Annotated in this window: 21 protein-coding genes; 12 read left to right on the forward strand and 9 right to left on the reverse strand. The window is 58.1% G+C overall.

Annotation, left to right across the window (positions count from 1 at the left end; all coding sequences use genetic code 11):
• Positions 1-170: 170 nt before the first annotated feature.
• The 5 genes from paoA to NE851_RS32270 are packed head-to-tail and all read left to right on the forward strand — an operon-like array spanning position 171 to position 5,559.
• Positions 171-818 (forward strand): aldehyde dehydrogenase iron-sulfur subunit PaoA, encoded by a 648-nt coding sequence (gene paoA / locus NE851_RS32250; RefSeq protein ID WP_097545080.1) that lies wholly within the window; start codon positions 171-173, stop codon positions 816-818.
• Entirely contained in the window at positions 815-1,765 is a 951-nt protein-coding gene (locus NE851_RS32255) for an FAD binding domain-containing protein (protein ID WP_127431844.1), read from the forward strand. The genes paoA and NE851_RS32255 overlap by 4 nt, the downstream gene beginning before the upstream one ends.
• Before the next feature lie 3 nt (positions 1,766-1,768).
• Positions 1,769-3,967, forward strand: coding sequence for an aldehyde oxidoreductase molybdenum-binding subunit PaoC (gene paoC, locus NE851_RS32260; RefSeq protein WP_097545084.1), 2,199 nt, complete (start codon positions 1,769-1,771; stop codon positions 3,965-3,967).
• 55 nt (positions 3,968-4,022) lie between these two features.
• A complete protein-coding gene (locus tag NE851_RS32265) occupies positions 4,023-4,952 on the forward strand; it encodes an XdhC family protein (protein WP_097545086.1) in 930 nt (309 codons plus the stop codon).
• Entirely contained in the window at positions 4,945-5,559 is a 615-nt protein-coding gene (locus tag NE851_RS32270; RefSeq protein ID WP_097545088.1) for a nucleotidyltransferase family protein, read from the forward strand. The genes NE851_RS32265 and NE851_RS32270 overlap by 8 nt, the downstream gene beginning before the upstream one ends.
• A gap of 124 nt (positions 5,560-5,683) precedes the next feature.
• Here the strand turns inward: NE851_RS32270 and NE851_RS32275 are convergent, their stop codons facing one another.
• The 8 genes from NE851_RS32275 to NE851_RS32310 form a co-directional block, all read right to left on the reverse strand.
• Entirely contained in the window at positions 5,684-5,815 is a 132-nt protein-coding gene (locus NE851_RS32275) for a hypothetical protein (protein ID WP_254962596.1), read from the reverse strand.
• A gap of 65 nt (positions 5,816-5,880) precedes the next feature.
• Complete coding sequence (gene fcl, locus NE851_RS32280; protein WP_254962597.1) at positions 5,881-6,951, reverse strand: GDP-L-fucose synthase; 1,071 nt, start codon at positions 6,949-6,951, stop codon at positions 5,881-5,883.
• Positions 6,944-8,047, reverse strand: a complete 1,104-nt coding sequence (gmd, locus tag NE851_RS32285; protein ID WP_047619747.1) for a GDP-mannose 4,6-dehydratase — start codon at positions 8,045-8,047, stop codon at positions 6,944-6,946. The genes fcl and gmd overlap by 8 nt, the downstream gene beginning before the upstream one ends.
• 100 nt (positions 8,048-8,147) lie before the next feature.
• Entirely contained in the window at positions 8,148-10,352 is a 2,205-nt protein-coding gene (locus NE851_RS32290; protein ID WP_254962598.1) for a GumC family protein, read from the reverse strand.
• Entirely contained in the window at positions 10,349-11,491 is a 1,143-nt protein-coding gene (locus tag NE851_RS32295) for a glycosyltransferase family 4 protein (RefSeq protein WP_097545092.1), read from the reverse strand. The genes NE851_RS32290 and NE851_RS32295 overlap by 4 nt, the downstream gene beginning before the upstream one ends.
• Positions 11,485-12,585 (reverse strand): glycosyltransferase family 4 protein, encoded by a 1,101-nt coding sequence (locus NE851_RS32300; protein ID WP_097545093.1) that lies wholly within the window; start codon positions 12,583-12,585, stop codon positions 11,485-11,487. The genes NE851_RS32295 and NE851_RS32300 overlap by 7 nt, the downstream gene beginning before the upstream one ends.
• Positions 12,582-13,532 (reverse strand): glycosyltransferase family 2 protein, encoded by a 951-nt coding sequence (locus tag NE851_RS32305; RefSeq protein ID WP_028757676.1) that lies wholly within the window; start codon positions 13,530-13,532, stop codon positions 12,582-12,584. Before NE851_RS32305 ends, NE851_RS32300 begins: the two co-directional genes overlap by 4 nt.
• Before the next feature lie 8 nt (positions 13,533-13,540).
• Positions 13,541-13,756: a hypothetical protein gene (locus NE851_RS32310; protein WP_028757675.1), complete on the reverse strand. Its 216-nt coding sequence runs from the start codon at positions 13,754-13,756 to the stop codon at positions 13,541-13,543.
• 394 nt (positions 13,757-14,150) lie between these two features.
• Between NE851_RS32310 and NE851_RS32315 the strand changes: the two genes are divergently transcribed.
• From NE851_RS32315 to NE851_RS32345, 7 genes are all read left to right on the forward strand, one after another.
• Positions 14,151-15,470 carry an O-antigen ligase family protein gene (locus tag NE851_RS32315; RefSeq protein WP_254962599.1) on the forward strand — a complete coding sequence of 440 codons (1,320 nt, stop codon included), beginning with the start codon at positions 14,151-14,153 and terminating at the stop codon, positions 15,468-15,470.
• Positions 15,467-17,593 (forward strand): right-handed parallel beta-helix repeat-containing protein, encoded by a 2,127-nt coding sequence (locus NE851_RS32320; RefSeq protein WP_254962600.1) that lies wholly within the window; start codon positions 15,467-15,469, stop codon positions 17,591-17,593. The genes NE851_RS32315 and NE851_RS32320 overlap by 4 nt, the downstream gene beginning before the upstream one ends.
• A 710-nt stretch (positions 17,594-18,303) precedes the next feature.
• On the forward strand, positions 18,304-19,170 hold the full coding sequence (locus tag NE851_RS32325) for a WecB/TagA/CpsF family glycosyltransferase (RefSeq protein ID WP_028757515.1): 867 nt from the start codon (positions 18,304-18,306) through the stop codon (positions 19,168-19,170).
• A gap of 5 nt (positions 19,171-19,175) precedes the next feature.
• Positions 19,176-20,669, forward strand: a complete 1,494-nt coding sequence (locus NE851_RS32330) for a sugar transferase (protein ID WP_254962601.1) — start codon at positions 19,176-19,178, stop codon at positions 20,667-20,669.
• Positions 20,670-20,715: 46 nt separating this feature from the next.
• Entirely contained in the window at positions 20,716-21,768 is a 1,053-nt protein-coding gene (locus tag NE851_RS32335) for a UDP-glucuronic acid decarboxylase family protein (protein WP_029733095.1), read from the forward strand.
• Positions 21,769-21,824: 56 nt separating this feature from the next.
• On the forward strand, positions 21,825-22,805 hold the full coding sequence (locus NE851_RS32340; RefSeq protein ID WP_048338511.1) for a glycosyltransferase family 8 protein: 981 nt from the start codon (positions 21,825-21,827) through the stop codon (positions 22,803-22,805).
• A 94-nt stretch (positions 22,806-22,899) separates the two neighbouring features.
• Positions 22,900-23,889 carry a glycosyltransferase family 2 protein gene (locus NE851_RS32345; protein WP_028757615.1) on the forward strand — a complete coding sequence of 330 codons (990 nt, stop codon included), beginning with the start codon at positions 22,900-22,902 and terminating at the stop codon, positions 23,887-23,889.
• Between the two features lie 225 nt (positions 23,890-24,114).
• On the opposite strand, the gene NE851_RS32350 is transcribed toward NE851_RS32345, so the two are convergent.
• Positions 24,115-24,879 carry a response regulator transcription factor gene (locus tag NE851_RS32350; RefSeq protein WP_029733098.1) on the reverse strand — a complete coding sequence of 255 codons (765 nt, stop codon included), beginning with the start codon at positions 24,877-24,879 and terminating at the stop codon, positions 24,115-24,117.
• Positions 24,880-25,079 lie beyond the last annotated feature (200 nt).

Genomic DNA, 25,079 nt, shown 5'->3' on the forward strand with positions numbered 1-25,079 from the left:
ACATTCGAAGCTGATTTGAAGATGACCATGGACTGGGCTTTGGGTGACTATGGCTCACGCATTCATGAACCAGATTGATAACCGTATGCAACGGAAAGGGCCTAATCAAAGGACGGAGTTGCACTACCTCTGCTGACGGCGTCGACCCGCGCCTATGTCCAACGAGCAAGGTGGAACAGTTCATGCCAAGCCAGACACAACTGGAACTTTCCCGTCGAGATTTGCTTATCTCGTCGGCCGCAACGATCGCGGTCACCGGAGCCGTCACTCCCGCGGCGGCACAGTCCCCAGGAAATGAAATGGCGCATACATCGAAAGTTTCCTTCACGGTCAACGGCGAAAGACGTGATCTTGAGGTCGACAACAGAACTTCGCTGCTCGACGCGCTGCGCGAGCACCTGCATCTCACAGGCACGAAAAAGGGATGCGATCACGGTCAATGCGGCGCCTGCACCGTCATGGTCGACGGCCACCGGATCAACTCCTGTCTGACGTTGGCGGTCATGCACGAAGGCGATCGGATCACTACCATCGAAGGTCTCGGCCAACCCGGAAATCTTCATCCGATGCAGGCTGCGTTCGTGAAGCATGACGGGTTTCAGTGCGGCTACTGCACGCCGGGACAGATCTGTTCCTCCGTGGCGGTGCTCGAGGAGATCAAGGCCAACATACCAAGCCACGTCACCGGCGACCTTACGGCACAGGCGGTCGTCACTCCCGTCGAGATCCGCGAACGCATGAGCGGCAATATCTGTCGATGCGGCGCCTACTCCAACATTCTCGATGCCATTTCGGAAGTCGCGGGGATAAAAGCATGAGAGCCTTCACCTATGAACGCGCCTCGTCGGTCGAGGCCGCGGCCAAGGCGGTCGCCTCCAATCCCGAAACAAAATTCATCGCCGGCGGCACCAACCTCCTCGACCTGATGAAGCTCGAGATCGAGACACCGACGCATCTGATCGACATCAACGGTCTCGGCCTCGACAGGATCGAATCCACCCCCGAGGGCGGGCTGCGCATCGGAGCCTTGGTCCGCAACACCGACCTTGCCGCCCATGAGACCGTTCGCCGTGACTATGGCTTGCTCTCCAGGGCGCTCGTTGCGGGCGCCTCCGGGCAGTTGCGCAACAAGGCGACGACGGCCGGCAACCTCCTGCAGCGCACGCGCTGTCCCTATTTTTATGACCCGAACCAGCCGTGCAACAAGCGGCAGCCGGGCAGCGGCTGTTCCGCTATCGGCGGTTTCAGCCGTCAGCATGCGGTGGTCGGCGTGAGCGAGAGCTGTATCGCCACGCATCCGAGCGACATGGCCATCGCGATGCGGGCGCTCGATGCCGTCATCGAGACGGTAAAGGCGGACGGCAGCCGCCGCTCGGTACCTATTGCCGACTTTCATCGGCTGCCCGGCGACACGCCTGATATCGAGACTGTTCTCGAGCGTGGCGAATTCATCACCGCGGTCCTGCTGCCGCCGCCGATCGGCGGCAACCACATCTATCGCAAGGTCCGCGACCGCGCCTCCTATGCCTTCGCGCTGGTCTCGGTCGGCGCCGTTATCCAGTCGGACGGCACAGGACGCATCGCCGTCGGTGGCGTCGCTCACAAGCCGTGGCGCATCGAGGCAGCTGAAGCTGAATTGCCGAAAGGTGCGCGGGCGGCGGCGGGCGTTCTTCTTGCCGATGCCCATCCTACAGAACAGAACCGTTTCAAGGTCGACCTGGTCGAGCGCACGCTCGGCGCGGTCATCGCCGAAGCAAGGGGGTGAGCCATGCAGTTCGACACACCAGCGACAACCAACCCGATCGACAATCTGAAGGTCGTCGGCCAGCCGATCCACCGCATCGACGGTCAGCTCAAGACGACCGGCCGGGCGATGTACGCCTATGAGTGGCATGACCCGAACATGCGCTATGCCTATGGCTATCCCGTCGGCTCGGCCATCGCCAAGGGCCGCATCACGTCGATGGATGTCTCCGCCGCCAAGAGGTCTCCCGGGGTGCTTGCTGTCGTGACGACGCTCGACATCGGCGAGCGGAAGAAGGGCAAGTTCAACACCGCCAAGCTTTTCGGCGGCGACGAGGTTCAGCACTATCACCAGGCAATCGCGGTCGTCGTCGCCGAAACCTTCGAACAGGCGCGCGCCGCAGCCGCGCTGGTCAAGGTCGACTATGCCGAGGAAAAGGGTGTATTCGACCTCGGTGAGGCAAAGGTCTCAGCGGTCAAGCCGGATGAATCGCAGCAGCCCGATACCGCGACCGGCGATTTCGAGACTGCCTTCAGCGCAGTTCCCGTCACTCTGGACGAGACTTACACCACGCCCGACCAATCGCATGCGATGATGGAGCCGCATGCATCGATCGCCGCCTGGAACGGCGATGAGGTGACGGTCTGGACATCAAGCCAGATGATCGATTGGTGGCGGTCCGATCTTGCAACGACACTCGACATCGACAAGGAGAAGATCCACCTGATGTCGCCCTTCATCGGCGGCGGCTTCGGTGGCAAGCTGTTTCTGCGGGCGGATGCCGTGCTTGCCGTTGTCGGCGCGCGTGCGATTGGACGCCCCGTCAAGGTTGCCTTGCCGCGCCCGTTCATGATGAACAACACGACCCACCGGCCGGCGACGATCCAGCGAATTCGCATTGGAACCGAGCGTGACGGCAAGATAACCGCCATTGCCCACGAAAGCTGGTCCGGGGACCTTCCCGGCGGAGGCCTGGAGACCGCCGTCAACCAGACCCGTCTTCTCTACGCCGGCGCGAACCGGATGACGGCGATGCGGCTGGCGACGCTTCACCTCCCCGAGGGCAACGCCATGCGCGCTCCCGGCGAGGCGCCGGGACTGATGGCGCTCGAAATCGCCATCGACGAGATTGCCGAAAAAGTTGGTATGGATCCTGTTCAGTTCCGGATCGTCAACGACACGCAGATCGATCCCGAGAAACCGCAGCGGCCTTTTTCCCAGCGCAATCTCATCGGCTGCCTCAGGCTCGGTGCGGAGCGGTTTGGTTGGAGTGAACGGGGAAGGCCGGGTTCCAAACGGGACGGCAACTGGCTGGTCGGCATGGGTGTTGCCGCTGCCGTCCGCAACAACCTCGTGCTTCCCTCCGGCGCTCGGGTAAAGCTCGACCGGGAAGGCGTCGTGACGGTTGAAACCGACATGACCGACATCGGGACGGGCAGCTATACGATCATCGCGCAGACGGCCGCCGAAATGATGGGGGTTACGATCGACAAGGTCGCTGTCCAATTGGGCGACTCGCGTTTTCCTGTTTCGGCGGGCTCCGGCGGACAGTTCGGCGCCAATTCTTCCACCTCGGGCGTCTACGCAGCCTGTGTCAAGCTGCGTGAGGCCGTCGCCAAAAAGCTCGGCTTCAACTCAGGAGACATCGTCTTCGAGAATGGAGAGGTCCGCTCGGGCGATCGTTCAGTGCCTCTTGCCGAGGCCACCGGTCCAGATGGTCTTGTCGGCGAGGACACGATCACATGGGGCGATCTCACCGACACGCATCAGCAATCGACGTTCGGAGCGCATTTCGTGGAGGTTGGCGTCGACATCGCCACCGGTGAAAGCCGCATTCGCAGGATGCTCGCAGTCTGCGCGGCGGGCCGCATCCTCAACCCGATCACCGCCCGCAGCCAGGTCATCGGCGCAATGACGATGGGGGCCGGCGGAGCGCTCTCCGAGGAACTCGTGGTCGATACCCGTCGCGGCTTCTTCGTCAACCACGATCTCGCCAGCTACGAAGTGGCGGTGCATGCCGATATTCCGCACCAGGAGGTGATCTTCATGGACGAAACCGATCCGATGTCGTCGCCGATGAAAGCCAAGGGCGTCGGCGAGCTTGGCCTTTGCGGCGTCGCGGCAGCGATCGCCAACGCCGTCTACAACGCGACCGGCGTGAGGGTCCGGCATTATCCGCTCACGCTCGACAAGCTGATCGGCGGCCTGCCGGACGTGGCCTGATGATTTCGACGGCGGTCTCGAAGTGGGCTCGCCGTCGCTTCCTGTAGGATTGTCCATGAATCAGATAATCGCGCCGATAATGGCGCCAATTCCCGTCAGAGCCTCGTCCAGCGACGATCCTGCGGAACTGCTTCGCTTCGCAATAGACGCCCATGGTGTTGGTGCGGCAGCACTCGCCACCCTGGTCGAAATCCGGGGCGGGGCCGCGCGCGCGCTCGGCGCGCATGTGGCGGTTGCCGCAGACGGGCGCTTCTGCGGCTATGTCTCCGGCGGATGCGTCGAAGCCGCAGTCGCTTCCGAAGCGCTTCTGGCAATGGCGGAAGGACACGACCGCACGGTGAAGTTCGGCGAAGGCTCGCCCTTCTTCGACATCGTCCTTCCTTGCGGCGGAGGAATCTCCGTTGCGATCCATGTTCTAAGGGAAGTCGGCGCTTTGCAGCATGTTCTGGATCGTCTTCGACGAAGGCGGGCCGCCGGCCTTGTATATTCGCCGGCGCGGCAGACGATCGAACCGGTCGGCCCACCGCCACGGGCATGCTGGCTCGGGCGAGAATTCGTGGGCGTCTATCGTCCGCGCACCCGCGTCGTTCTTTCCGGGCAGACGATCGAAGCACAGGCCGTCGCGCGACTGGCCGAGGCTTCCAGCTACGACGTAATCGTCCGGGAGCAGGGCGAGAAGGGCAGGGTCGCAGCCGACACCATCGATCCTTTCACGGCCGTTGTACTCCTGCATCATGACCTCGACGCCGAAGCCGCCATTCTCGAGACCGCGCTTGCCTCGCCCGGCTTCTACATCGGCGCGCTCGGGAGCACCCGGACGCATCGCCGGCGCATCGAGCGGTTGACGGCCATGGCTTTCGCAGAGGACGACATCCGCCGTATCAAAGCGCCGATCGGACTGTTCGGCCCGACACGGGATGCAACGTCGCTGGCGCTATCGGTGCTGGCGGATATCGCTGCGGCAAGACTGGTGGCTTTTGCTTAAGGCGTCGGTGGCGATCGTCATTCTCGCCGCCGGCCGGGCAAGCCGGATGGGCGAGGGCGGAAAACACAAGCTGCTGGCCGAGTTCGACGGCGTTTCGCTCGTGCGGCGGACAGCAATGACCGCGTTCGGGTCGGACGCAGCCTCTGTCGTCGTTGTCACGGGCCATCGCCGGCGCGAGATCGAGGCCGCGCTCGCTGGGATTGATCTCACTCTCGTCGATAATCCCGATTATGCGGAAGGCATGGCGAGCTCGCTCGTCGCGGGGGTGTCATCAAGGCACGCTCACAGTGCCGACGGCATTCTCGTCATGCTGGCCGATATGCCCGGCATTTCGACCGCCCACCTCGATGCCTTGATTGTCGCCTTTCGCAATGCGGGCGGCCAAGCCGTCGTGCGCGCCGTCTCGCGCGGCAAGCCCGGCAATCCTGTCATTCTGCCGCGTTCTCTCCATCCCGCGATCCTGCGACTTGAAGGCGACGTCGGTGCGCGCGGTATCATCGCCACGTCAGGCCTGCCCGTGCTCGATGTCGAAATTGGCGACGCAGCTTGCCTCGACGTCGACACGCCGGACGATATCGGGGCTGCCGGCGGCACGATAAAGAACTAAAGCGCGGGGATCTGCACCGGGCAGCTGAACGGCGCGGCTGTGGCCAGGCCTGCCGACTTTACCGCAGCGAGTGTCGTTCGACAGTCCAGCTGAAGGCAATCTCGCGGCGCGATCCGACGTGGGACTATCTGCGCAATAGCGCGACCAGCGATGTCGGCATCTCGACCGCGAAAAAATCCATCACCGCACCGATAATCACCGCCCACACGACCATCAGGAAAATGAGCGCTGCGATCCTGATTTCTACTGGTTGCACTATTCGTTCCGCCCCAGCATATGCCTCCCCCGAGACAAAACCTTGTTATCCCTCGCGTAAATCCGCTAGCGCGAGGGATGATGTGCGACCGTGGAGAGCATGGGCGCGTGCAGCGCCGAAGTCTTGGCTTTCTCAAAGCTGATGTCGCTTTGACCGATCAAGTCGCCGGACGCAGCGCTGTTGCTGCGTTCGAGATAATGGCCAGCAAGGAAGGAGCGGTAGGCGTCTGCGATACCCTCCTCAAGGCCTATCTTAGGAAACCAGCCGAGAGCGCGAAGCTTGTCGACGTTCAAGAGTTTACGTGGCGTGCCATCTGGCTTGGTGAGATCACACGTGATCTTGCCTTCGAAACCGACGACCTTGGAGACGAGATATCCCAATTCGAGGATGGTAATGTCTTCGCCAGAACCTACGTTCACATGACTTTCGGCGGAATAGGTCTTCATGAGATGGATGCAGGCGTCGGCGCAATCGTCAACATGCAGGAATTCGCGCCGCGGCGTGCCAGTACCCCAGATGCATATCTCTTGCTGCTGGTTGATCTTGGCCTCATGCGCCTTGCGTATGAGCGCCGGCATGACATGGCTTGACCACAGGTCAAAATTGTCCTCTGGACCATAAAGATTGGTAGGCATGGCCGAGATGAAATCTCTACCGTGCTGGTTGCGATAGGCCTGGCAGAGTTTTAATCCGGCAATTTTGGCGATCGCATACCATTCATTCGTGGGCTCGAGCGATCCTGTCAGAAGTGAGTCCTCAACGATCGGCTGATCGGCGAATTTCGGATAGATGCAGGACGATCCCAGAAACATCAGTTTTTCGACCTGAGCCTTATGGGCTGCGTGGATGATGTTCGCCTGGAGAATCAAGTTGTCGTAAAGGAAGTCGGCCGGATAGGTGGCGTTCGCGAGAATGCCGCCGACCCTCGCAGCAGCCAGGAAGACAGCGTCGGGACGATTCTTACTCATCCAGGTCTCCACCTGCTCTTGCCGTCTGAGATCGACCTCGGCGCGGGTGGCCGTCAAAATCTCGCAGCCCTCGGAAGCGAGACGCCGCACGATCGCAGAGCCCACCATGCCGCGGTGGCCCGCGACATAGACCCTCTTTCCGGCAAGGCCGTAGATCACCTCAGGCATAGGCAAAACCTTTCGTGACACCGACCGACGGGACATTTCGTGCCATGACTTTCAAATCTTCGCGAACCATCTCCGTCACCAGCTGATCAAGACTGGTCTCATGTTTCCAGCCAAGCTTCGTGTGCGCCTTCGTCGGATCGCCAATCAGAAGATCAACCTCAGTCGGACGGAAGTAAGCTGGATCGATCTCCACCACACACTGGCCTGATGTCTTGTCGTATCCCTTTTCTTCAACCCCGTTCCCACGCCAATCAATCGGCATGCCCACCTTGGCAAAGGCCTTGTCGACAAAGGAACGAACCGAGTGCGTTTCGCCGGTCGCAAGCACATAGTCCTCCGGTTCGTCCTGTTGCAGCATCAGCCACATGCCGCGAACATATTCTCGTGCGTGTCCCCAGTCGCGCTTGGCATCCAAATTGCCGAGATAGAGCCTTTCCTGCAGTCCAAGATGGATCGCCGCCGCCGCCCGGGTGATTTTACGCGTCACGAATGTTTCGCCGCGGATCGGGCTTTCATGATTGAACAGAATGCCGTTCGAGGCGTGCATGCCGTATGCCTCGCGATAATTGACCACTATCCAATAGGCGTAGAGCTTGGCCGCCGCGTAGGGTGATCGAGGGTAGAACGGTGTCGTTTCACTCTGCGGGACTTCCTGGACTTTGCCGTAGAGTTCTGAGGTGGACGCCTGATAGAAGCGGGTCTTCTTGGTCAACCCCAGGAGTCGAATAGCTTCAAGTAGCCGAAGGGTGCCGGTTCCATCGGCGTTGGCCGTATATTCCGGCGTCTCGAAAGAGACTTGAACGTGGCTCTGTGCGGCGAGATTATAGATCTCGTCCGGCTGCGTTTCCTGAACGACACGGATGAGATTCGTTGAATCCGTCATGTCGCCGAAATGCAGAATAAACCGAGGATTCTCGACATGGGGATCCTCGTATAGATGCTCGATGCGGCTGGTGTTGAAGGACGATGAGCGTCGCTTGAGGCCGTGAACAATATAGCCCTTCTCCAAGAGCAACTCGGCCAAATACGCACCGTCTTGGCCTGTTATGCCGGTAATTAGCGCGACTTTTCGGTTCTTTGTCATTCCCATATCCATGGTTGCCCTCCAACTCGAATACCAATGCAGAAGTATATGATGCTGTTCATGTCGTACGGTATCACAAAAATGAAAGCGCATCTCCTAATATATTAAGTATTCATTCCTTGAAGCTATAGTATTTCATCAAAGATTTCGAAAATAATTCCGAGTCACTGAAATTATAAAGCGCGTGGTTTTTGGGATTTACATTGTTGATTGCGACAACAATTTCCGAGTTTCGCGAGCTTTTCATTTGCTGCAGGCTGAACTCGACCGCGCGGCGGCTCGTCTTTCCCCATCTAACAACTGCCAGTGTTCTTTCCGCCAGGGCGGTCAAATGCACGGTATCTGTCGAGGCGAGCACAGGCGCGCTGTCGAAGATGACAATCTGGCCGGCCGCGCCCGCCATCTCGATGATTTCTGCCAGGCCGTTCGAACGGACGCGCCGCTGAAGACTGAATTTGCCAGATGGAATGAAATCGATACCGCTTGGGTGGCGGTAGACGATGTCGCGGACATCGGCCCGACCATTCAGGAATTCGTTCAGTCCGTGCACTAGACCCGACCTGAAAAACGAATTGAGTTTTCCCCGTTTGAGGTCGCCGTCAACCAGCAGCACCGGAATTGCGGCGGCGGCAAGTTCGATAGCCAGCGATCTCGCGACCAGCGACTTGCCTTCTCCGCTGTGAGCCGACGTAACGACGATACTGTTCGGCAACTTGCCGCCATTGGACTGCTTGAGTGAAAGCACCACGGTACGGATTGCTTCGTCAAACATCGGGACCGGCATATGTTCGAACATCGTTTTCGAATTTTCCCACCGCGCCAGACGCGGGATAAGTCCAGCCGGTATCGTACGCGCCATCGCAGCTATCTGGTCGAAACTCCGGACCGTCCGGTCCGACATTTCGATCACGAAAGCGGCCGTTACGGCTCCCGAGATTGCGGCCAGGAGGGCGCCCACCAGATAGAAAAGCCGTCCACGTCCCTGTGACGCGAGCGGCACTGAAGCCGGTGACAAAACTTCCAATTCCGCCCCCGGCAGCATGGCCTTCGCGGCGAGGTCGCGGCGCTGGTCCTCAAGCTTGTCGAGTGCCGTTTGTTCCTTGTCGGCGATATGCTGCAGCCGCGTCAATTCCGTCTGCACCATGGCATCGCGTGTGCGTTTTTCATGAGCCTCAGCCAAGATGGATTGTATTGCCTCCGCTTCGTGATCGAGTGCGGCGAGCTTGGCACGCATTGTTCGGAGATATTGCTTGGTCGCAAGGTTGAGATCGGCACGGGATTGCTCGATCTTCCCACGCAGATCCACCACGGCCTCGGCATTGCCGTCATATGTCTGAAGAAGACGGGCGAGATCTTGCTCCTGTGCGCGAAGATCGCGTTGTTTTGTGGCAATGTTGTCGGGGACGGCGATATTCTCCGCGGCGACCGAAGCGTTATCCGTTGCTTCCAGCGTGGATATCGTCGCCTTTACCTCAAGCCGGCTTTCTTCGATTTTCCCTTCGCGGCCAGTGACTTCTATGAGTGACTTGATCCGTTCATCCTGAGCATCCTCTTTCGAGACGACGTCCATCGATTCTTGATAGTTGCGCGCAGCTTCGCGAGCAATATCCGCGCGGGCCTGCTGTTCGGTGATGCGCTGTCGGATCCATTCTTGCGCTGAATCCAGGCGGCCACTGACACTGAACTTCCGTTCATCGAGGTAAACGCTGATGACCCGGTTCGGGACTGCGGCTGCGAGTTGAGGATCATAGGAAGTGAAGCTGACCTGGATAACGTCACTCTTATCTTCGTGCCACACGCCGAGCGCCCTATAATATTCCGGGATGATGGCGTCGACGCTGTCCCGTGACGGCGAGGTGGGTTTTTCCGTGTCGAACAGGCCGCGCAACTTTGCCCGGATACTGTCAACGAGCGAGACCTCGCGCAGCGCTGGATTGAATTCCGGCCGCAGGTTAAACCGCAGTTCGCGGACGACTCGCTCTGCGATGCTTCTGGATAGAAGCCGCTCAGTCTCCGATTTTGCGTCAAGTAGATCACTGCGGCTGCTGTCGTCGGCACCAAGTGATGTTGCGAGAGGCTGGTGGACGATCAATCGGGCCCAGGCCTGATACGTGGGCTTCAACCCAGCGATAATAATCACCGTGGGCGTCATCAGCAGCACGGTTATCGCGATGATCATGATCATTCTTCGCCGGACGAGACGGAAGGCGGATGCCAGATCGAAGTTGTCCGCCTTGGTCTCCACCTGAAAGCGAGGGTCATAGCGCATCGGCGAGATGGGAAGGTTGCGGTCCGGCGGAACAGTGGAAATCGTCATCGTGCGCCAACCATTGCTTGAGGTTTCGCGGAAACGGTCTCGTAGAGGTTCTCGAGCGATCGCATATAGGCCATCATGCTGAAATGGTTGAGATAATGTGCGCGCCCCTGGACCGAGAGGCGGATGCAGATTTCCGGATCGGACACCAGCTTCGCCAGGGCTGCAGCCAGGGCATCCTGGTCTCCGACTGGGACGAAGATGCCGGTTTCGCCGTCGGTAATGACTTCGTCATGGGCCCCAACACGCGTGGTGACGACGGCGAGGCCGTGGGACAGCCCTTCGAGCACGGCCATTGCCAGACCTTCGGCGTGCGAAGGCAAGACCAGGATATCTGCATGCGCACACAGGGCTCGCGCCTCTCCGGCGTCAAGCCAGCCGGGCATCTCTACCAGGTTTGAAAGCGCCATGGCGTCAGCCTGACGGCGATATTCCTCGACAGGTCCGTCGCCTGCCAGTACAGCCCGCCACTGGAGTTCTTTCATGATCGGGTGGCTCAGGGCCAACAGAAGCTCCGTGACCCCCTTGCGTTCGCTCAGCCGGCCAAGGAATACGATCAACGGCGTCTGACCGACGCGAATATCGTGCGCCCCGGGATCGGGGACGCAATTGTGAGCAACGACCGTGCGGCGCTCGTCAACGCCCAAAAGTGTCGTCAGCGTCATGCGATCGCGCCGGCCGAGCGCCACAACGCAATCGGCATTCTGAAACATCCGACGGATGAGCCGTTGTTGGCGCGGCGAGCGTTTCTCGAAGTCGCCGGCGTAGTCGTAGTCGTGCAGGTGCAATATATGGCAGCACCCGAACAAACGGGCAGCCTCGGTCAGGATCAGCTTTCGGGAGGTGCTGCCGCGGCCGGCGATATGGATATGGTGAATGCGGGCTGGCGCAACAATCCGGTCCTTTGCCATCGTCAGGATGGCCCCGAGCAGCCGTGCGGGTGACGTCACCTTGGACCATCGAGCCCCTCTGGTATCGGTGACGAAATGTTTCGTGCCGGTCTCTTTGGCTGTTTCTGTGATATAGCCGACCAGCCTGCCAATGCCGCCACCGTTCTCGCAGCCGCCCGGAACATAGTGGCGGACGCTAGCCGCGCTCCGTGCCGCCACTCGAATTCTGTCCGTGAGGGCCTCTGTCAGCATGACCCGACCACCTCCCGATAAACGGCCGCGGCCTGGGCGCCGACGCGTTCAGGCGAATTCGGCCCTTTGGCCCATTCGAGTGCATTGGCACCGAAATTGTTTCTAAGCTCGCCGTTGTCTGCCAATGTCCTGATAGCTGCCGCGAGCTCTTTGGGATCCCCGGGAGGGACCACCATTCCCAACCCATTGGGCTGAACAGTGCCCCGCAACTCGCCGACATCCGTCACGATGACCGGTTTGCCAAATGCGGCGGCAAGGTTGAGCACACCGCTTTGGGATGCTTCCGTATAGGGAAGCACGACGATGTCGGCGTCCAGGAAAAGCTGGGCGACCTCTGCATCCTCGATAAAACGATTGCGAATATCGTAGCGGCCGGCATCCCCCATGAGCGGCTGGAATATCATCGGATTGTCGCCACGGCCTGCGACAGTGATGCGCAGGTTGGGAAGTGCGTCCTTGAGCATCGCCTCGGCCCGGACCAGATGTTCCAGGCCCTTGTAGGCAAAAATCCGTCCGAAGAGCAGGACGCGTATAGTTCCATCCGCTTCGCGCGGCGCCATCTTCTGTTGCCGGGCGAGTTCCGCATAGCGAAGGATGGAAGGATGCGACAGGACATGGACGCAGTCCGGCGATTTTGAATATCGATCGAGGACCAACCGCTTCAGTCCCTCGCCGTGGACGACAAGATGTCCGGATTGTTTCACCATCAATTCGGGGGCCCAGCCGGGCAGCGTTCGCGTATCGGAATCGCCGGGATGGATTTGCACGTCATGAACGGTGGTCACGAGCGGGATCGGGCGCCAGAACGGCACGGCGAGGTTCAGCCAAAGTGTAGAATTGCTGAGGAGATGAATGAGGTTCGGCCGTTCCCGCCGGATCAGACGCGTAAGCTGGTACAGAAACCAGGGATTGGAGAGAGAACGGTGTCTCGGCCAGTCCAGAAGGTGCAGGTCGACAGCCGGATCAATGGAAGAGGCGAGATGTGCATAGCGCCGGCGCGGTACGGCAAGCACAACGTTTAGGTGTTGGGCAACGCCGCTGGCAAATGAGATGGTATAGTCTTCCAGTTCGGAAACTAACAGCAGCGCCTTCATTTTGCTGCCTCCGACAAGCCGACGTCCAGACCGAGCCGTGACAGGCCGCGCACCGAGCGCAAACTATCGCGCGTCCGCCTGACAAGGTTTGGTTCGCCGGCAAAGAAGAGGCCTTCGACGGCAAGCTTGAACCGGGTGCGCGCATCGGCTCCCTGCAGCTTTGCCGACGCGATGCGATAGGGATAGTGATCCGTCAGATGTAGTCTTGCCGGCAGTTGATGGGTTGAGAGAAACAGGTTCGTCGCTTCAACGGTATGCTGCCAGTGCGTCATCCGCCTCCTCAGCGTGGTCGCATCCTCGGTCGAGCGATACCAGTTGTTATTGTGGATGCGGTAGAATCCAAGCGGATCCGGCAGGGCAATGACGTCCCCCAGAAACGGGTAGATGCCCACGAGCCAGGCGTCGGCTGAAATGCGGAATTGTTCGGGAATGCTGCCCGCAGCATTCCATGCGCTACGTCGTACCGCGATGGCTGACGTCATCGGAAAAGGCCACCAACCAGCCGATCTGGTGAGCAGCGCCGACAACGCGCCCGAACACAGGCTTCGAGGGATCGGCTTGGAAGTCGGCGTGCCATCGACAAGCGTTGGCTGCAGCCGGTGATAGACGAGCGATGCCTGAGGGTTGGCGCGGAATGCTGCAGCCGTCGCCGACAGCTTGCTCGGCGCCCACCAGTCGTCGGCGTCCAGAAAGCAGAGGATCTCGCCCATGCTTAATCCCACAGCGGCGTTGATCGCAGCGGCCTGTCCTGCGTTCTCCTGGAAGATCACCTTCACTCGGCTGCCATACGCTTCCAGAACGGACCGCGACTGGTCGGTGGAGCCGTCATCGACGACGATTATCTCGACGTTGCGGGCGTCTTGGCTCAACACGCTGTCTATCGCCCGCCCAACGAAGCGAGCGTAGTTGTAATTATTAATGAGGACACTGAGGGCCGGCCGTTCCATGACGCGTCTCAGACCGGTTGCGGCGATGCACCGCCGTACAGCAGCGCAAAGTTGCTTGAGAGGTCGACCTTTACGCAGCCATCGAGGTTTGGAGCCTCGGCGATGGTGATATCCATAATAGCTTGTCGGCCGAACAGCATCTCGCACAGAACCGGTGAGGTCGCCGCGACGAATAGAGCGCCCGTCGTGTTGCATAGAGAACTAGGATCATGACGCAGGAACATAGTAATCCTAAACCTTCCAGGCTTCGACTGCAGAGAGAGCCTCTGTCAGAATTGTTGCCTCATTCCAGTAGAACCGCGGCTTACCCGCCACGCTTCACAAGACACTCATCGCCACGGTACCGGCGAACGGACATGCGCAACACCTGCTCTTAAGGGCAATCCGCGGACATGAAGACCCGTCTTTTGGGTAAAGACCGGCTGAAAGCTTACGCCCAACACCGTCTTTGGGTGGAGCGAAGGTGCATTAGGCGTAGCCCGCCCTTCACTAGGACAGATTGACTGCGGCTGTGGCTGAATGATTGCTTGAGAGCAGCGCAGCGCGGAGGCCGACACCTGTTTTTTGATCTGCCGCGATCAACAGTCGCTTGTCTTTTCAAGTCAGTCGGGACGGACAATGAGAGTAGATAGCCTCGGAACTGCCAGCGGACCAACCATCAGTTGGCGGGCTATAGAATGCTGGGGTGCCGGCATATCCCTTTTTTTTCAGGCAGGCGCCCTTCTGCCGCTTATCCTGGCAGATGCGGACGGAACGCTCAGGGAATCCGCCAAATCTATACTGCGTCTTCCTTGCTTTCCTGTATATGTCTTTACAATCGTGATCCTGATACGCAATTTTCCGCAATTTCTAACAGCGCTCAGGCGAAATCTGATCGTTCCCTCGATCCTTATCCTGCCGTTTTTGTCTACCCTGTGGTCAATAGGGCCTCAAACGACCTTGAGGCGCGCAATCGGTCTTTTGTTTTGCGTGCTTCTTTCCTATGTGCTCGCGATACGTTTCACCCCAAGGCAACTGCTGTTCCTGTTATTTGTAACCCTCGGAGCCTGTATCGTCCTCAGTGTGGTTATGTCAGTGGTGTCACCAAGCCTCGCCAGTATGCCGGATGGCACAATGCGGGGCATTTTCATTCACAAGAATGTCCTGGGCTGGTACGCGTCCCTGATGATCTTGGCGGCGACGGCTGTGCTGATCGACGGGACGCTCGGCCTGCGGCGAACCGCGTTCATCTTGTTGGCCGCGGGTGTGATCTGCCTTGCAAGCTCCGGATCGATGACCGCGATCATTGCAACGTCAGTGGCGTATTGCCTGATCGGCTTTTATACCCTCCTGAAAAGAAGCAGCAGCATTGGCCGCGTGGTCGTCGTCCTGCTTTTCGTTCAGCTGTCGCTCGGCATTCTGATTTCGCTTCACGAATTCCTGGTTCCGGCCCTTGAAGCGCTCGGCAAGGACGCGACTCTGACCGGTCGGGTGCCATTGTGGGAGCTGGTTGATCGCGAAATATCCGATCGTTGGATGGTTGGCTACGGTTACCAGGCATTCTGGACAACCGTGAACCCCGAAGCGACGCGCATGTGGTTGAAGATCGGATGGGCGGCACCCCACGCGCATAATGGATACCGCGATATCTTGTTGAGCTTTGGAATAATGGGAATGATTCCGTTTGTTCTGCTGCTTCTCCATGCAATCCGCCAAGGCGCGACCCTTCACTGCAATGATCCGCACTACGGGTGGCTCTGGCTCAATGTTTTTACGATCATGATTCTGGTGATGAATCTGACCGAGAGTATTTTTTTCACTCAGAATGACGCCATCTTCATCCTGTTTACCGCAGCCATCATCATGTTTTCGCTATATGCGCCCGTCGTTTCGATCAGCCGTGCGCCACCTTGGCAAGCGCCCTCGCGCGGCCTTGCGAGCGGGTTGCAGATATCATGAGGCGGCGTTTTGGACTGACGCTGAGCATGTTGCCTGTCATGCTGTTTCCGCAGTCCGGTAATCCGGCTCCGGTCGGGACAGAGATAGATGCGCCCGAGCGCTTGCAGATGCTCGTCAGGGAGGCGACTTGCGCGGAAGCTTCGCCGACTTTGTCCGCCAAGTTGAATGGGACTTCATTAAGCGAGGTATTGAGCAGCAGCACCGAGGCACGGACGATATTTTACGTTTCTCCCAATGGCAAAGACAGCTGGAGTGGCCTCCTTCCGACCGCAGATCAGCAGGGCGGCGACGGCCCTTTCGCCAGCATTGAAAGAGCCCGTGATGCTGCCCGTGAGAAGGGCGGCAACAACACAATCGCGCTGGGTAAAGGCGATTACTACCTTGCTCACCCGATCGTCTTTGACTCCCGCGATAAGGGCTTGATCGTCACGGCAAGATGCAATGAAGCGCCGATTTTGCATGGGGGGCAACGCGTGTTCAACTGGACGCAGCAGGCCGATGGTCGCTGGACGGCGCCGCTGAAATTGCCACCGGATGAGGGGGTCGGTGACCTTTTCGTCAATGGGATACGCCAAACTCGGGCTCGATTTCCCGACGTTCCCGCTGATGGCGATCCACGCAAAGGATGGTTGTTTGCCGCAAAGTGCCAGCCTGCCATCGACGTGCGGGAGGGAAACACGCGCTTTTGTTTCCATGCCGGCGACCTTCCGGCAGTGGGTGATACAAGTGGACTGGTCGTGGACATCGTTGGAGGGTATCAACCCGGAAGCCAGTGGGGCAATGATACGCTCCCAGTTGTATCGATCGATGGCGCCGGCCGAACTGTCCATACCAAAGGCACAGACTATTTCTTTACCGCAGAAGGCAGCCGCTATTTCCTAACCGGAGCCAAGGCCTTGCTCGATGCTCCCGGAGAGTGGTGGTACGATCTTGTTGCGGGCCAGCTTCATTATATCCCCGTCGATCAGTCGTTACCCAGTTCCGTAGTCGTTGCGGGCATTTTGCCGACCTTGTTCAAATTGGATGGGGCCAATGGGATGGTTGTATCAGGGCTCGAGTTTAGAGACGGCGCTCCTGAAGGCAGCGGCAAGTTCTATACGGAAACCAGAGGATTTGGCGCCATACGGATCGAACACGCTGACGGCGTCAAGATTCTCGGCAACAGCATCGAAAATGTCGGCGTCGGGGTCCATGTGACGGAAAGCAAGGATGCGTTGATTGCCGGCAATGTGATTGCCGATGTGGCTGGCAACGGGATTTACGTCGGCACAAATTATGGCACGTTCGGCAAGTCGAACGGCTCCAGAATCCTTTCGAACCACATCCATGACATCGGAAAGGTTTACATTGAAACCGCAGGAATATGGTTCCAGGCGGCTGACAATGTCAGGATCGCCAACAATCTGATCGAAAACACGGCGCAGTTCGGAATCGCCGGCGGTTCGCTATGGGGTTCCAACGACGCCGTCTATAACGCTGTCATCGAGCACAACGTGATCCATAACGCCAACCAGCAGACGGCAGATGGCGGCGCCATCAAGATGATGGGGGAGCAAGCCGACTCTCTCAACAGCGTCATCCGCTCCAATCTGGTGACCGGGACCGGTCATCTCATGAACAGGGTCGATGGAACGTTCTGGCCTCCCGGATACGAGAATACCAGCGAATGGCCGTCTCCTATCAGCTGGGCGATCTATACGGATGGGAAGGCGAGCGGACTGCGTATCGAGGGAAATACGCTCTCGGGCAACATCGCGGCGATCGGTATCAATGGCGGTTGGAGCAACCTGGTGGCGGGAAACGTCATCACACACGGATCGGGCGCGGCTTTTCGGGTCGATGAGGGTACCGGCAAGGGTTGGCGTCCGCCATGGGCACGCCCCAATCGCATTGAGGAGAATGTTGTATCTGTCGACAGTGACAGTGGCATTGTGGCCTATGTCAACGCTCCCGATCTTGGGCTTGGATTTGTGCAATTCGCGCGCAACCGCTACAGCGGTAACTTGAACGACAAGAGCTTCAGGGTCCATCCGGAGATCATGCTTTCGGGAGAATTCGGCGGCCTAGGAGATCTTCAGAAGGCTGGAGAGGACACCGGAAGCGTAGTCGCGCCGCCCGAGTAACAAAAGGCGCCGCGACGAGGGGTGTTATGCGGCGATAAAGTCCGCAGCTATGGCGACCTATAACGCCCTTCAACCACGGCGTGCCCGCGCTGTGCGAGGCTTGCGGGTATAGCGCATGCAGGCATGCGCATCAAAATCGGGGACCTAGAGATCTGGTAGGGTGAGGCAGGTTTCCCATAGTGGGCGGGGCAATATTATTGGCAGCGAGCTGTCTCAGCATCTCTGCACTGAGCGTTCCGCGAACGTCAAGATCGCGATTGCAGCCTTCCCGGCATAGGGGTCAGGAATTCCCTGATGACTATAACTATACGGCACATCGCCGCTGGAACTTAGATCTGTCCGCAGCTGGTTGGTTGTGTCGGACGTCTCCGAACGCTCGCCGGCCGGGGTCTTCATCTCGCCTATCGGGTTGAGCATGTCTCTCTTCCCGACTTTGTTCGCGCTCAAACCTCACGAGCGTTGATCACGCTAGAGTGAATAGCTTCTGCGGCTCTGCGCGGGTCGAAGCGCCATTTCGGGCCAACGGTCATCAAAAAGAGCAATATGGCAAGCGGTGGGGTACATGGACTTACTTCGAATATTGTACGTCGTCGCGGCATAAGACGTAAATATGAAATCTCTTCTACGTCCAATAGCTGGAGCGGCAAGTATGGAGGCAATCGGCCTGCCGGGATATTCTGATGACAGTTTCGATCGCGAAAGCGTAGGTCATGGGAAATCAATCAGCAGGCAGCAGCCAAACTTCAGTTCTTCATCCAAAGGGTTCCCTAGAATGGACGAATGTCCTTGGTGTTCGCGTTTCGGCAGTCAATCTCAAAAGCGCGACGGGATTTATTCAAGAAGCGATCGAAGACGGCAGAAAGGAATATGTGTGCGTTCGCGACGCACACGGCATCGTCCGCTGCCAAGATGATCCCGAGCTCCGGTCGATCCACAACCGGGCGTTCCTCGTAACCCCCGACGGCATGCCGCTTGTTTGGGCGCTGAGACATGCTGGTCATGTGGAAAGCGACAGGGTCTATGGACCGGATCTGATGTTATCCGTCTTCGATGCCAGCAGCTCCAAGGGCTTGCGCCATTTCCTTTATGGCGCAACGGCCGAAACACTCGAGCAACTGCAGGCGCGCCTTCTGGCAAAATTTCCGCAAGCACGGATCGTCGGCTCCTATGCGCCACCTTTTCGCAACCTGTCGACGCGGGAGGAAACGGATATTGCTGACCGGCTCAATCGGTCGGGTGCCGATATCATCTGGGTCGGGCTGAGCAGTCCCAAGCAGGAACTCTGGATGGCGCGCATGCGCGATCGTCTGGAAGCATCGATGCTCATCGGTGTCGGAGCCGCATTCGATTTCCACGCCGGCCTCAAGCGGCAGGCTCCAAGGTTCATTCAAAGAAGCGGCTTCGAATGGGCGTTTCGGCTCTTGTGCGAGCCGCGACGGCTGTGGCGGCGCTATGCGCTCGTCGTGCCGACCTTCATCTCACTGACGGCATTCCAGAGACTGGGGCTTCGGAAGTTTCCAATCGAAGACAAGGTTTTTGGATCAAGCGTGCCAAAAGCGGCAGCTGTAAAGGTGTAGCCATCATGTCCCTATTTGCTTCGTCAGCAATGAGACCAGGTCCGTCGAAGGCATCCACATCAAATGACATGACGTCGCGGGCGATTCCGGCAGGTTCCGTGCCGCCCATAGCAGCTAAGACCGCCGATCCCTTTGCACAGGCAGCGTTGAATATATCAGTCGCACTAGGGCGCCAGCTTGCTCGGCTTGCAACATCGTCTTTCCTGGTCGCCGGCGACATTGCAAGCTATTTGATTGCCTACTTTGTTCTCCTGTCCGTTCTCCCCATGGGTTCGGAGGGCACAATGGTGGAGCGTACGTTCACGATCGCAGCATTCGCTGCGATGATCCTTTACGCGTCGGCCGGCCTCTATCCTGGATATCGGTTGTATGACCACGAACATCTCCGGCGGCGCACCATAGCTACCGTCAAGGTGGCTGTCCTGACGGCATTCGGAGCAATTGTCCTGCCGGAGGGGGAACGACTGCTGCTTGCCGTTATTGGGTTCCTCGCTCTCGGGCTGATTGTCCAGCCACTTGCGCATTGGCTTGCACGAGGCCTGTGCCGGAGACTTGGAATCTGGGGGGAGCGCGCGGTTGTCATAGGGGCGCGCAACCTTACTCCCGCGCTTGTGGCACATTTCGAGGACCACTGGCAGTGTGGTATCAGGCCGGAGCCCTTTTCCCCCGATACTTTGGAGGCATTGCCCGATGGCGGGCCATCCATTGCCGTGATTGCCGGCGACACAGGCTCGCTTGGACCCGACTTGGCGGCGATGCGTCGGAAGTTCGTGGAAGTCATTTTGCTGTCCGACACGCCGAGCCTCAAGGTAAGCGGATTGCGACCTGCAGATGTCGGCGGAGAGATCGGCATTCGCCTCACCACTGGTGGGAGTTGGGTCAACTCGGATCTGGTTCGCCGAATCCTCGATCTCGCGATCGCCATCCCTGCAACGATCGTGGTTGCGCCATTCATCGCGTTCGCAGCGGCTGCAGTCTATGCCATCGATCCAGGTCCCGTCTTCTTCCGGCATACAAGGGAAGGGCGGTCCGGCAAGCCGGTGCACGTCCTGAAATTAAGGACGATGTACCAAGATGCAGAACAGCGCCTTGAAGCATTATTCCGAGACAACCCCAGCATGCGCGCCGAGTGGTTGAGCCACTTCAAGCTCAAGGACGATCCGCGCATCCTTCCGGTCATCGGACATATGCTGCGCTCTTCGAGCATCGACGAGCTCCCGCAATTGGCAAACATCATTGCGGGCGAGATGGCCTTCGTGGGACCACGCCCGTTTCCCGAGTACCACCTTTCGGCGATGGACGGCGAATTTCGGGCCAAACGCCGTTCCGTCACGCCGGGGCTGACGGGTCTCTGGCAAATATCCGAGCGAAGCAATGCGGATATCGAGCTGCAGCAGCAACTCGATGAGTTCTACATCGACAACCGGTCCTTGTGGTTCGACTTGCACATCCTTCTGAGCACAATTCCTGCGGTCTTAAAGGGCAAGGGAGCTTGCTGACCTGTTCCTCGTCCTTCGGCAATCATCACAACAACGGAGCACACCAATGCACGGACAAAAGCGAATTATGGTAACCGGCGGCACCGGGTTTCTGGGGTCATTCCTGTGCGAAAGGCTTTTGCGAGAGGGCAATGATGTCCTCTGCGTGGACAATTACTACACCGGTTCGCGCGACAATGTGCTGCATCTTCTTGACGATCCTCGCTTTGAGGTGCTCCGTCATGACATTACCTTCCCGCTCTATGTGGAGGTCGACGAGATCTACAATCTCGCCTGTCCGGCATCTCCGGTTCACTATCAGCACGACCCCGTGCAGACCGTGAAGACCAATGTGCACGGGGCCATCAATATGCTCGGCCTGGCAAAACGCACCAAGGCGAAGATCTTCCAGGCATCCACGAGCGAAGTCTATGGCGATCCGGCAGTCCACCCTCAGCCCGAGGAGTATCGAGGCAGCGTCAATCCCATAGGGCCGCGCGCATGTTATGACGAAGGCAAACGGTGTGCCGAAACATTGTTCTTCGATTACCATCGCCAATATGGCGTGGAGATCCGCGTGGCACGGATCTTCAATACATACGGGCCTCGCATGCAAACCAATGATGGCCGCGTCGTCTCCAATTTCATCGTTCAGGCGCTTCAAAACGAGCCGATCACCATCTTCGGCAACGGTAAGCAAACGCGCTCCTTCTGCTATGTAGACGATCTGATTGAGGGCTTTATCCGCCTGATGGGGGCGCCGGCCGGCGTTACGGGTCCGATCAATCTCGGTAATCCAGGAGAATTCCAGGTCCGGGAACTGGCCGAAATGGTCATCGAGATGACGGGATCGAAATCAAGCATTGTTTACAAGCCTCTGCCGATTGACGATCCGACGCAGCGCAAGCCCGACATCACCCACGCAAAGCAGGACCTGGGCTGGCAGCCGACCGTAAACCTGCGACAGGGGCTTGAGAAAACGATCGCGTATTTCGAGTGGAAGCTGTCTGGCGGAACCAAGAGCACGCTTGGCGTCCAGTCCTCGCGAATGGCCTACACCCATCTGCCTACCCCGGCCGTCGGCCTTCCCGTTCAGGAAGCCGTACCAATCGGGCCGTGAACAGAAAGATCGATCATTGCAAGCTCGTGTTCTTTCGATGGGATGGTGCCGGAAACATGAATGTGCATAGCATACCAACAGGAGCCGCCCTTGCGGGTGCAAAACAGCGGTTAGGCCCCATCGTCTTTGCAGTCGATGCGGCCTACGCCGTTCCCTTGGCGACCGCCCTTAGATCGATCGCCGAGAATAACCAAAGCGCATGGCCCTTGAATATCCATGTCATTCATGAGGGAATAGGCGAAGAAATAAAGCGACTGATCTTTGACTCTCTGCCCGCAAATTCTGCAGTCATTCAGTGGCATCCCATCGCCACATTGTCCTTCGCAAATGGATTTTCCACTCGCCCTGGCGTATCGAGGATGACCTTCGCAAGGATCCTTCTGCCGCAGTTCCTTCCGCAGACCTGCAATCGGGCTCTGTATCTGGATGGCGACATCCTGGTCCTGACTGCGCTTGAACAGTTGTGGAATATCGATCTCGGCGAGGCAGTGATCGGCGCCGTACCGGATTACTGGCTGGACAATGTTGTAAGCATCGGACCAAGTGCGACAGGCGGCCCTCGGGTCGAACGTTATTTCAACGCCGGCATTCTTCTCATCGACCTTGAAAAATGGCGAAACGAGCGGATAACGGAACGTTCGCTGGAGTATCTCGACCGCTTTCCGACGACGGAATATTCGGATCAGGACGCCCTTAACTTTGCCTGCGACGGAAAGTGGAAGATCCTGAACCGCGCCTGGAATTTTCAGTTCGAGCCAACGCAGGCGATCGCCCGCATCGCGCTCGAGCAGAAGCTCGCGATCGTTCATTTCGTGACCAACGTGAAGCCCTGGAAATCAGGAAGCTTGAGCCCGAACGTCGCCTTCTACGATGCATTTCGGTCCCGGACCCGTTTTGCGCTTACCCGGTGGGAGCGCGCTCGGAGTGGCTTGAAGCGTGTAGGCTCGCGGCTGCTTGCCCGATCCTCCTTGTTGAGAGCTGCATGGTCCTGCACGAAATCAGCGATGCGGGCACACGCATCGACGTCGCGCCAATGAATCGGGAGCGACGAACGCGTCAGAGCGAAACGAAGCCGGGTTCGGGTTCCATGAAATACTCCCGAACGTAACGATTGCCTGCGGAGGATTAAGTTTGCAACGCGTTGATGTCGTCATTCCCTGCTACAACTACGCTCATTTCCTTGAGGAATGTGTTGGAAGTGTTCTGTCACAGGCAGGCGTCGATGTACGCGTGCTTATTCTGGATGACTGCTCGCCAGACAATACGCCGGAAGTCGGAAAGGCTCTGGCATCCCGGGACAAACGGGTCACCTATCGGCGGCACACGGCAAACAAGGGCCACATCGCCACCTATAATGGCGGAATCGAGTGGGCGGGCGGCGACTTATTCCTGCTTCTCTCCGCGGATGATTATCTCTTGCCGGGCGCGCTGGGTCGCGCTTCGGAGTTGATGCGCAATCATCCGAATGTGGGGTTCACCTTCGGGAACGCGCTCATAGCTGAGCCGAGCGGCGTCAGTAAGCGCGTCGATCCTCTCGGGGACAATGGTGTGGCTCCCATGCAGGTCTTGTCGGGCCCGCAATTCATACGGTTGAGTGGAGCAAACAACCTGGTTCCGACACCGACGGCCGTCATCAGAACGACGCTGCAAAAACAGGTCGGCGGCTATCATAAGGAACTGCCGCATACCGGTGATATGGAGATGTGGCTGCGGCTCGCATCACATGCCGGAGTGGGCTACATCAACCAAGACCAAGCCGTATACCGCAGACATGCTTCGAACATGTCGCTACAATACTATGGACAAAGTATCCTTCCCGACCTCCGGCAAAGAAAACAGGCTTTCGATATTCTGTTTCGTCAAGGCGCGGAAAGCCTCAGGAAAGATGAGAAACTCAGACGTTTTCTTGCCAGGGATCTCGGGAAAGAGGCGCTTCGGCTGGCAGGCATGGCATTCAATAATTTCGATATTGCCACAGCCATGGCTATTCAGCGCTTTGCTCTTGAAGTTTCGCCCGAAGTGCGAAATTCATTGCCCTGGATCAAATTGGTCTGCAAGCAAACAATCGGGCCAAAATACTGGTACGCCCTGAATTCTATCGGGCGACGCGTTGCAGGATGAATGGGCAGGACGGGGCCGTTCATCCGCAAGTACGCAAACAACAGTCAGGTGGTCGAGCGCTCGATCGCTATTATGCCAAGATCGCGGGAGACGGGATGGAGACGAACCCCGGCATCAAAAAACCCGGTGACGCATTCGCGCCATCGGGTTTTTTGAGCAAGACCGTGGTTCCAAGATACGAAGAGGTTTGCCTCAACAACGATCAGTACAACGCCTTATCCACGCTCATGCCGGAATACTGGTTTGGAACAAGTCGTTGAGCTTGAACACGACTTCCGTCCTGTTCGTTGCTTTGACCTTTTTCATAATGTTACGAACATGCACCTTTACAGTGCTTTCTCGCAGATTGAGCTCATAGGCGATAATTTTATTCGCCTTTCCGCGTCGGAGCGCTTCAACGACTTCCACCTGACGATCCGTGAATATGCCGGCTAGCGGGCGCGCGGTCGAATTGCTCGAGTCCAGCAAGTGACGCATGGCGAACAGGGCGCTTGCAGGTACAAAAATTCCTCCCGCCACCGACAGCGCGATCAGCTCCATGCACACACTGACGCTGACCGAGGCGGGTATGAACCCCTTGGCTCCGTACTCGAGCGCCCTGACGATTTGGCCGAAATCGTCGCTATCGGCCAATACGATGAGTGGCGTTGATGCAAATTCCGACGAGAGCTTCCGGATTTGCTCCGAAACGGCCGGTTCATCGATCTTTTTGCCGCCGACGTTCAAGAGGATTGCCGAAAGCGGAGGATAGTCGTCCCGCTTCTGCTTCCACTCCTCAATTGATCCAAATGCCAGAATCTGCAAATCCGTCTTTTGGGCAGCCATGCATTGCGCCAAGCATTGCCGATCGAGTTCACGATTATCGAGAATGACAAGCGAATGCGTTTGTCTTGTCGACAAGGCAAGTGCCGTCGAATTACTTTCTATCGTAAGGGGAAATGCTAGGTTCTCCTGCCTGGAGTCTAAATTCGGTATAAGTGCTGAATTCACAGCTTCACCCTCCCCTAACACGTTTACGCTCTCACTACGGCTTCGAGTACCAACCCCTCTCAATACGGGGGTTTAGGAAACTCTAAAGTAGGAATCGAATACCACAATTCGCGGAACGTTACAGTAGCTAATATAGGCTAAGTAGCGCACAACTACCATCGTAAGGCGGAAATAGAATGATAAATCTAAGGTAGACTTAT

The organism is Rhizobium anhuiense bv. trifolii, assembly GCF_024346605.1.
In the GTDB taxonomy this organism is placed as follows: domain Bacteria; phylum Pseudomonadota; class Alphaproteobacteria; order Rhizobiales; family Rhizobiaceae; genus Rhizobium; species Rhizobium anhuiense.

Coding starts and splice junctions, on each gene's coding strand:
- NE851_RS32305 (WP_028757676.1), bottom strand. CDS start 13,532: ATGGAACGGCCGGCCCTCAGTGTCCTCATTAATAATTACAACTACGCT.
- NE851_RS32295 (WP_097545092.1), bottom strand. CDS start 11,491: ATGCTGACAGAGGCCCTCACGGACAGAATTCGAGTGGCGGCACGGAGC.
- NE851_RS32310 (WP_028757675.1), bottom strand. CDS start 13,756: ATGTTCCTGCGTCATGATCCTAGTTCTCTATGCAACACGACGGGCGCT.
- NE851_RS32340 (WP_048338511.1), top strand. CDS start 21,825: ATGAATGTGCATAGCATACCAACAGGAGCCGCCCTTGCGGGTGCAAAA.
- NE851_RS32255 (WP_127431844.1), top strand. CDS start 815: ATGAGAGCCTTCACCTATGAACGCGCCTCGTCGGTCGAGGCCGCGGCC.
- NE851_RS32330 (WP_254962601.1), top strand. CDS start 19,176: ATGTCCCTATTTGCTTCGTCAGCAATGAGACCAGGTCCGTCGAAGGCA.
- NE851_RS32265 (WP_097545086.1), top strand. CDS start 4,023: ATGAATCAGATAATCGCGCCGATAATGGCGCCAATTCCCGTCAGAGCC.
- NE851_RS32290 (WP_254962598.1), bottom strand. CDS start 10,352: ATGACGATTTCCACTGTTCCGCCGGACCGCAACCTTCCCATCTCGCCG.
- NE851_RS32325 (WP_028757515.1), top strand. CDS start 18,304: ATGGGAAATCAATCAGCAGGCAGCAGCCAAACTTCAGTTCTTCATCCA.
- NE851_RS32300 (WP_097545093.1), bottom strand. CDS start 12,585: ATGAAGGCGCTGCTGTTAGTTTCCGAACTGGAAGACTATACCATCTCA.
- NE851_RS32335 (WP_029733095.1), top strand. CDS start 20,716: ATGCACGGACAAAAGCGAATTATGGTAACCGGCGGCACCGGGTTTCTG.
- NE851_RS32320 (WP_254962600.1), top strand. CDS start 15,467: ATGAGGCGGCGTTTTGGACTGACGCTGAGCATGTTGCCTGTCATGCTG.
- gmd (WP_047619747.1), bottom strand. CDS start 8,047: ATGGATATGGGAATGACAAAGAACCGAAAAGTCGCGCTAATTACCGGC.
- fcl (WP_254962597.1), bottom strand. CDS start 6,951: ATGCCTGAGGTGATCTACGGCCTTGCCGGAAAGAGGGTCTATGTCGCG.
- paoC (WP_097545084.1), top strand. CDS start 1,769: ATGCAGTTCGACACACCAGCGACAACCAACCCGATCGACAATCTGAAG.
- NE851_RS32315 (WP_254962599.1), top strand. CDS start 14,151: ATGAGAGTAGATAGCCTCGGAACTGCCAGCGGACCAACCATCAGTTGG.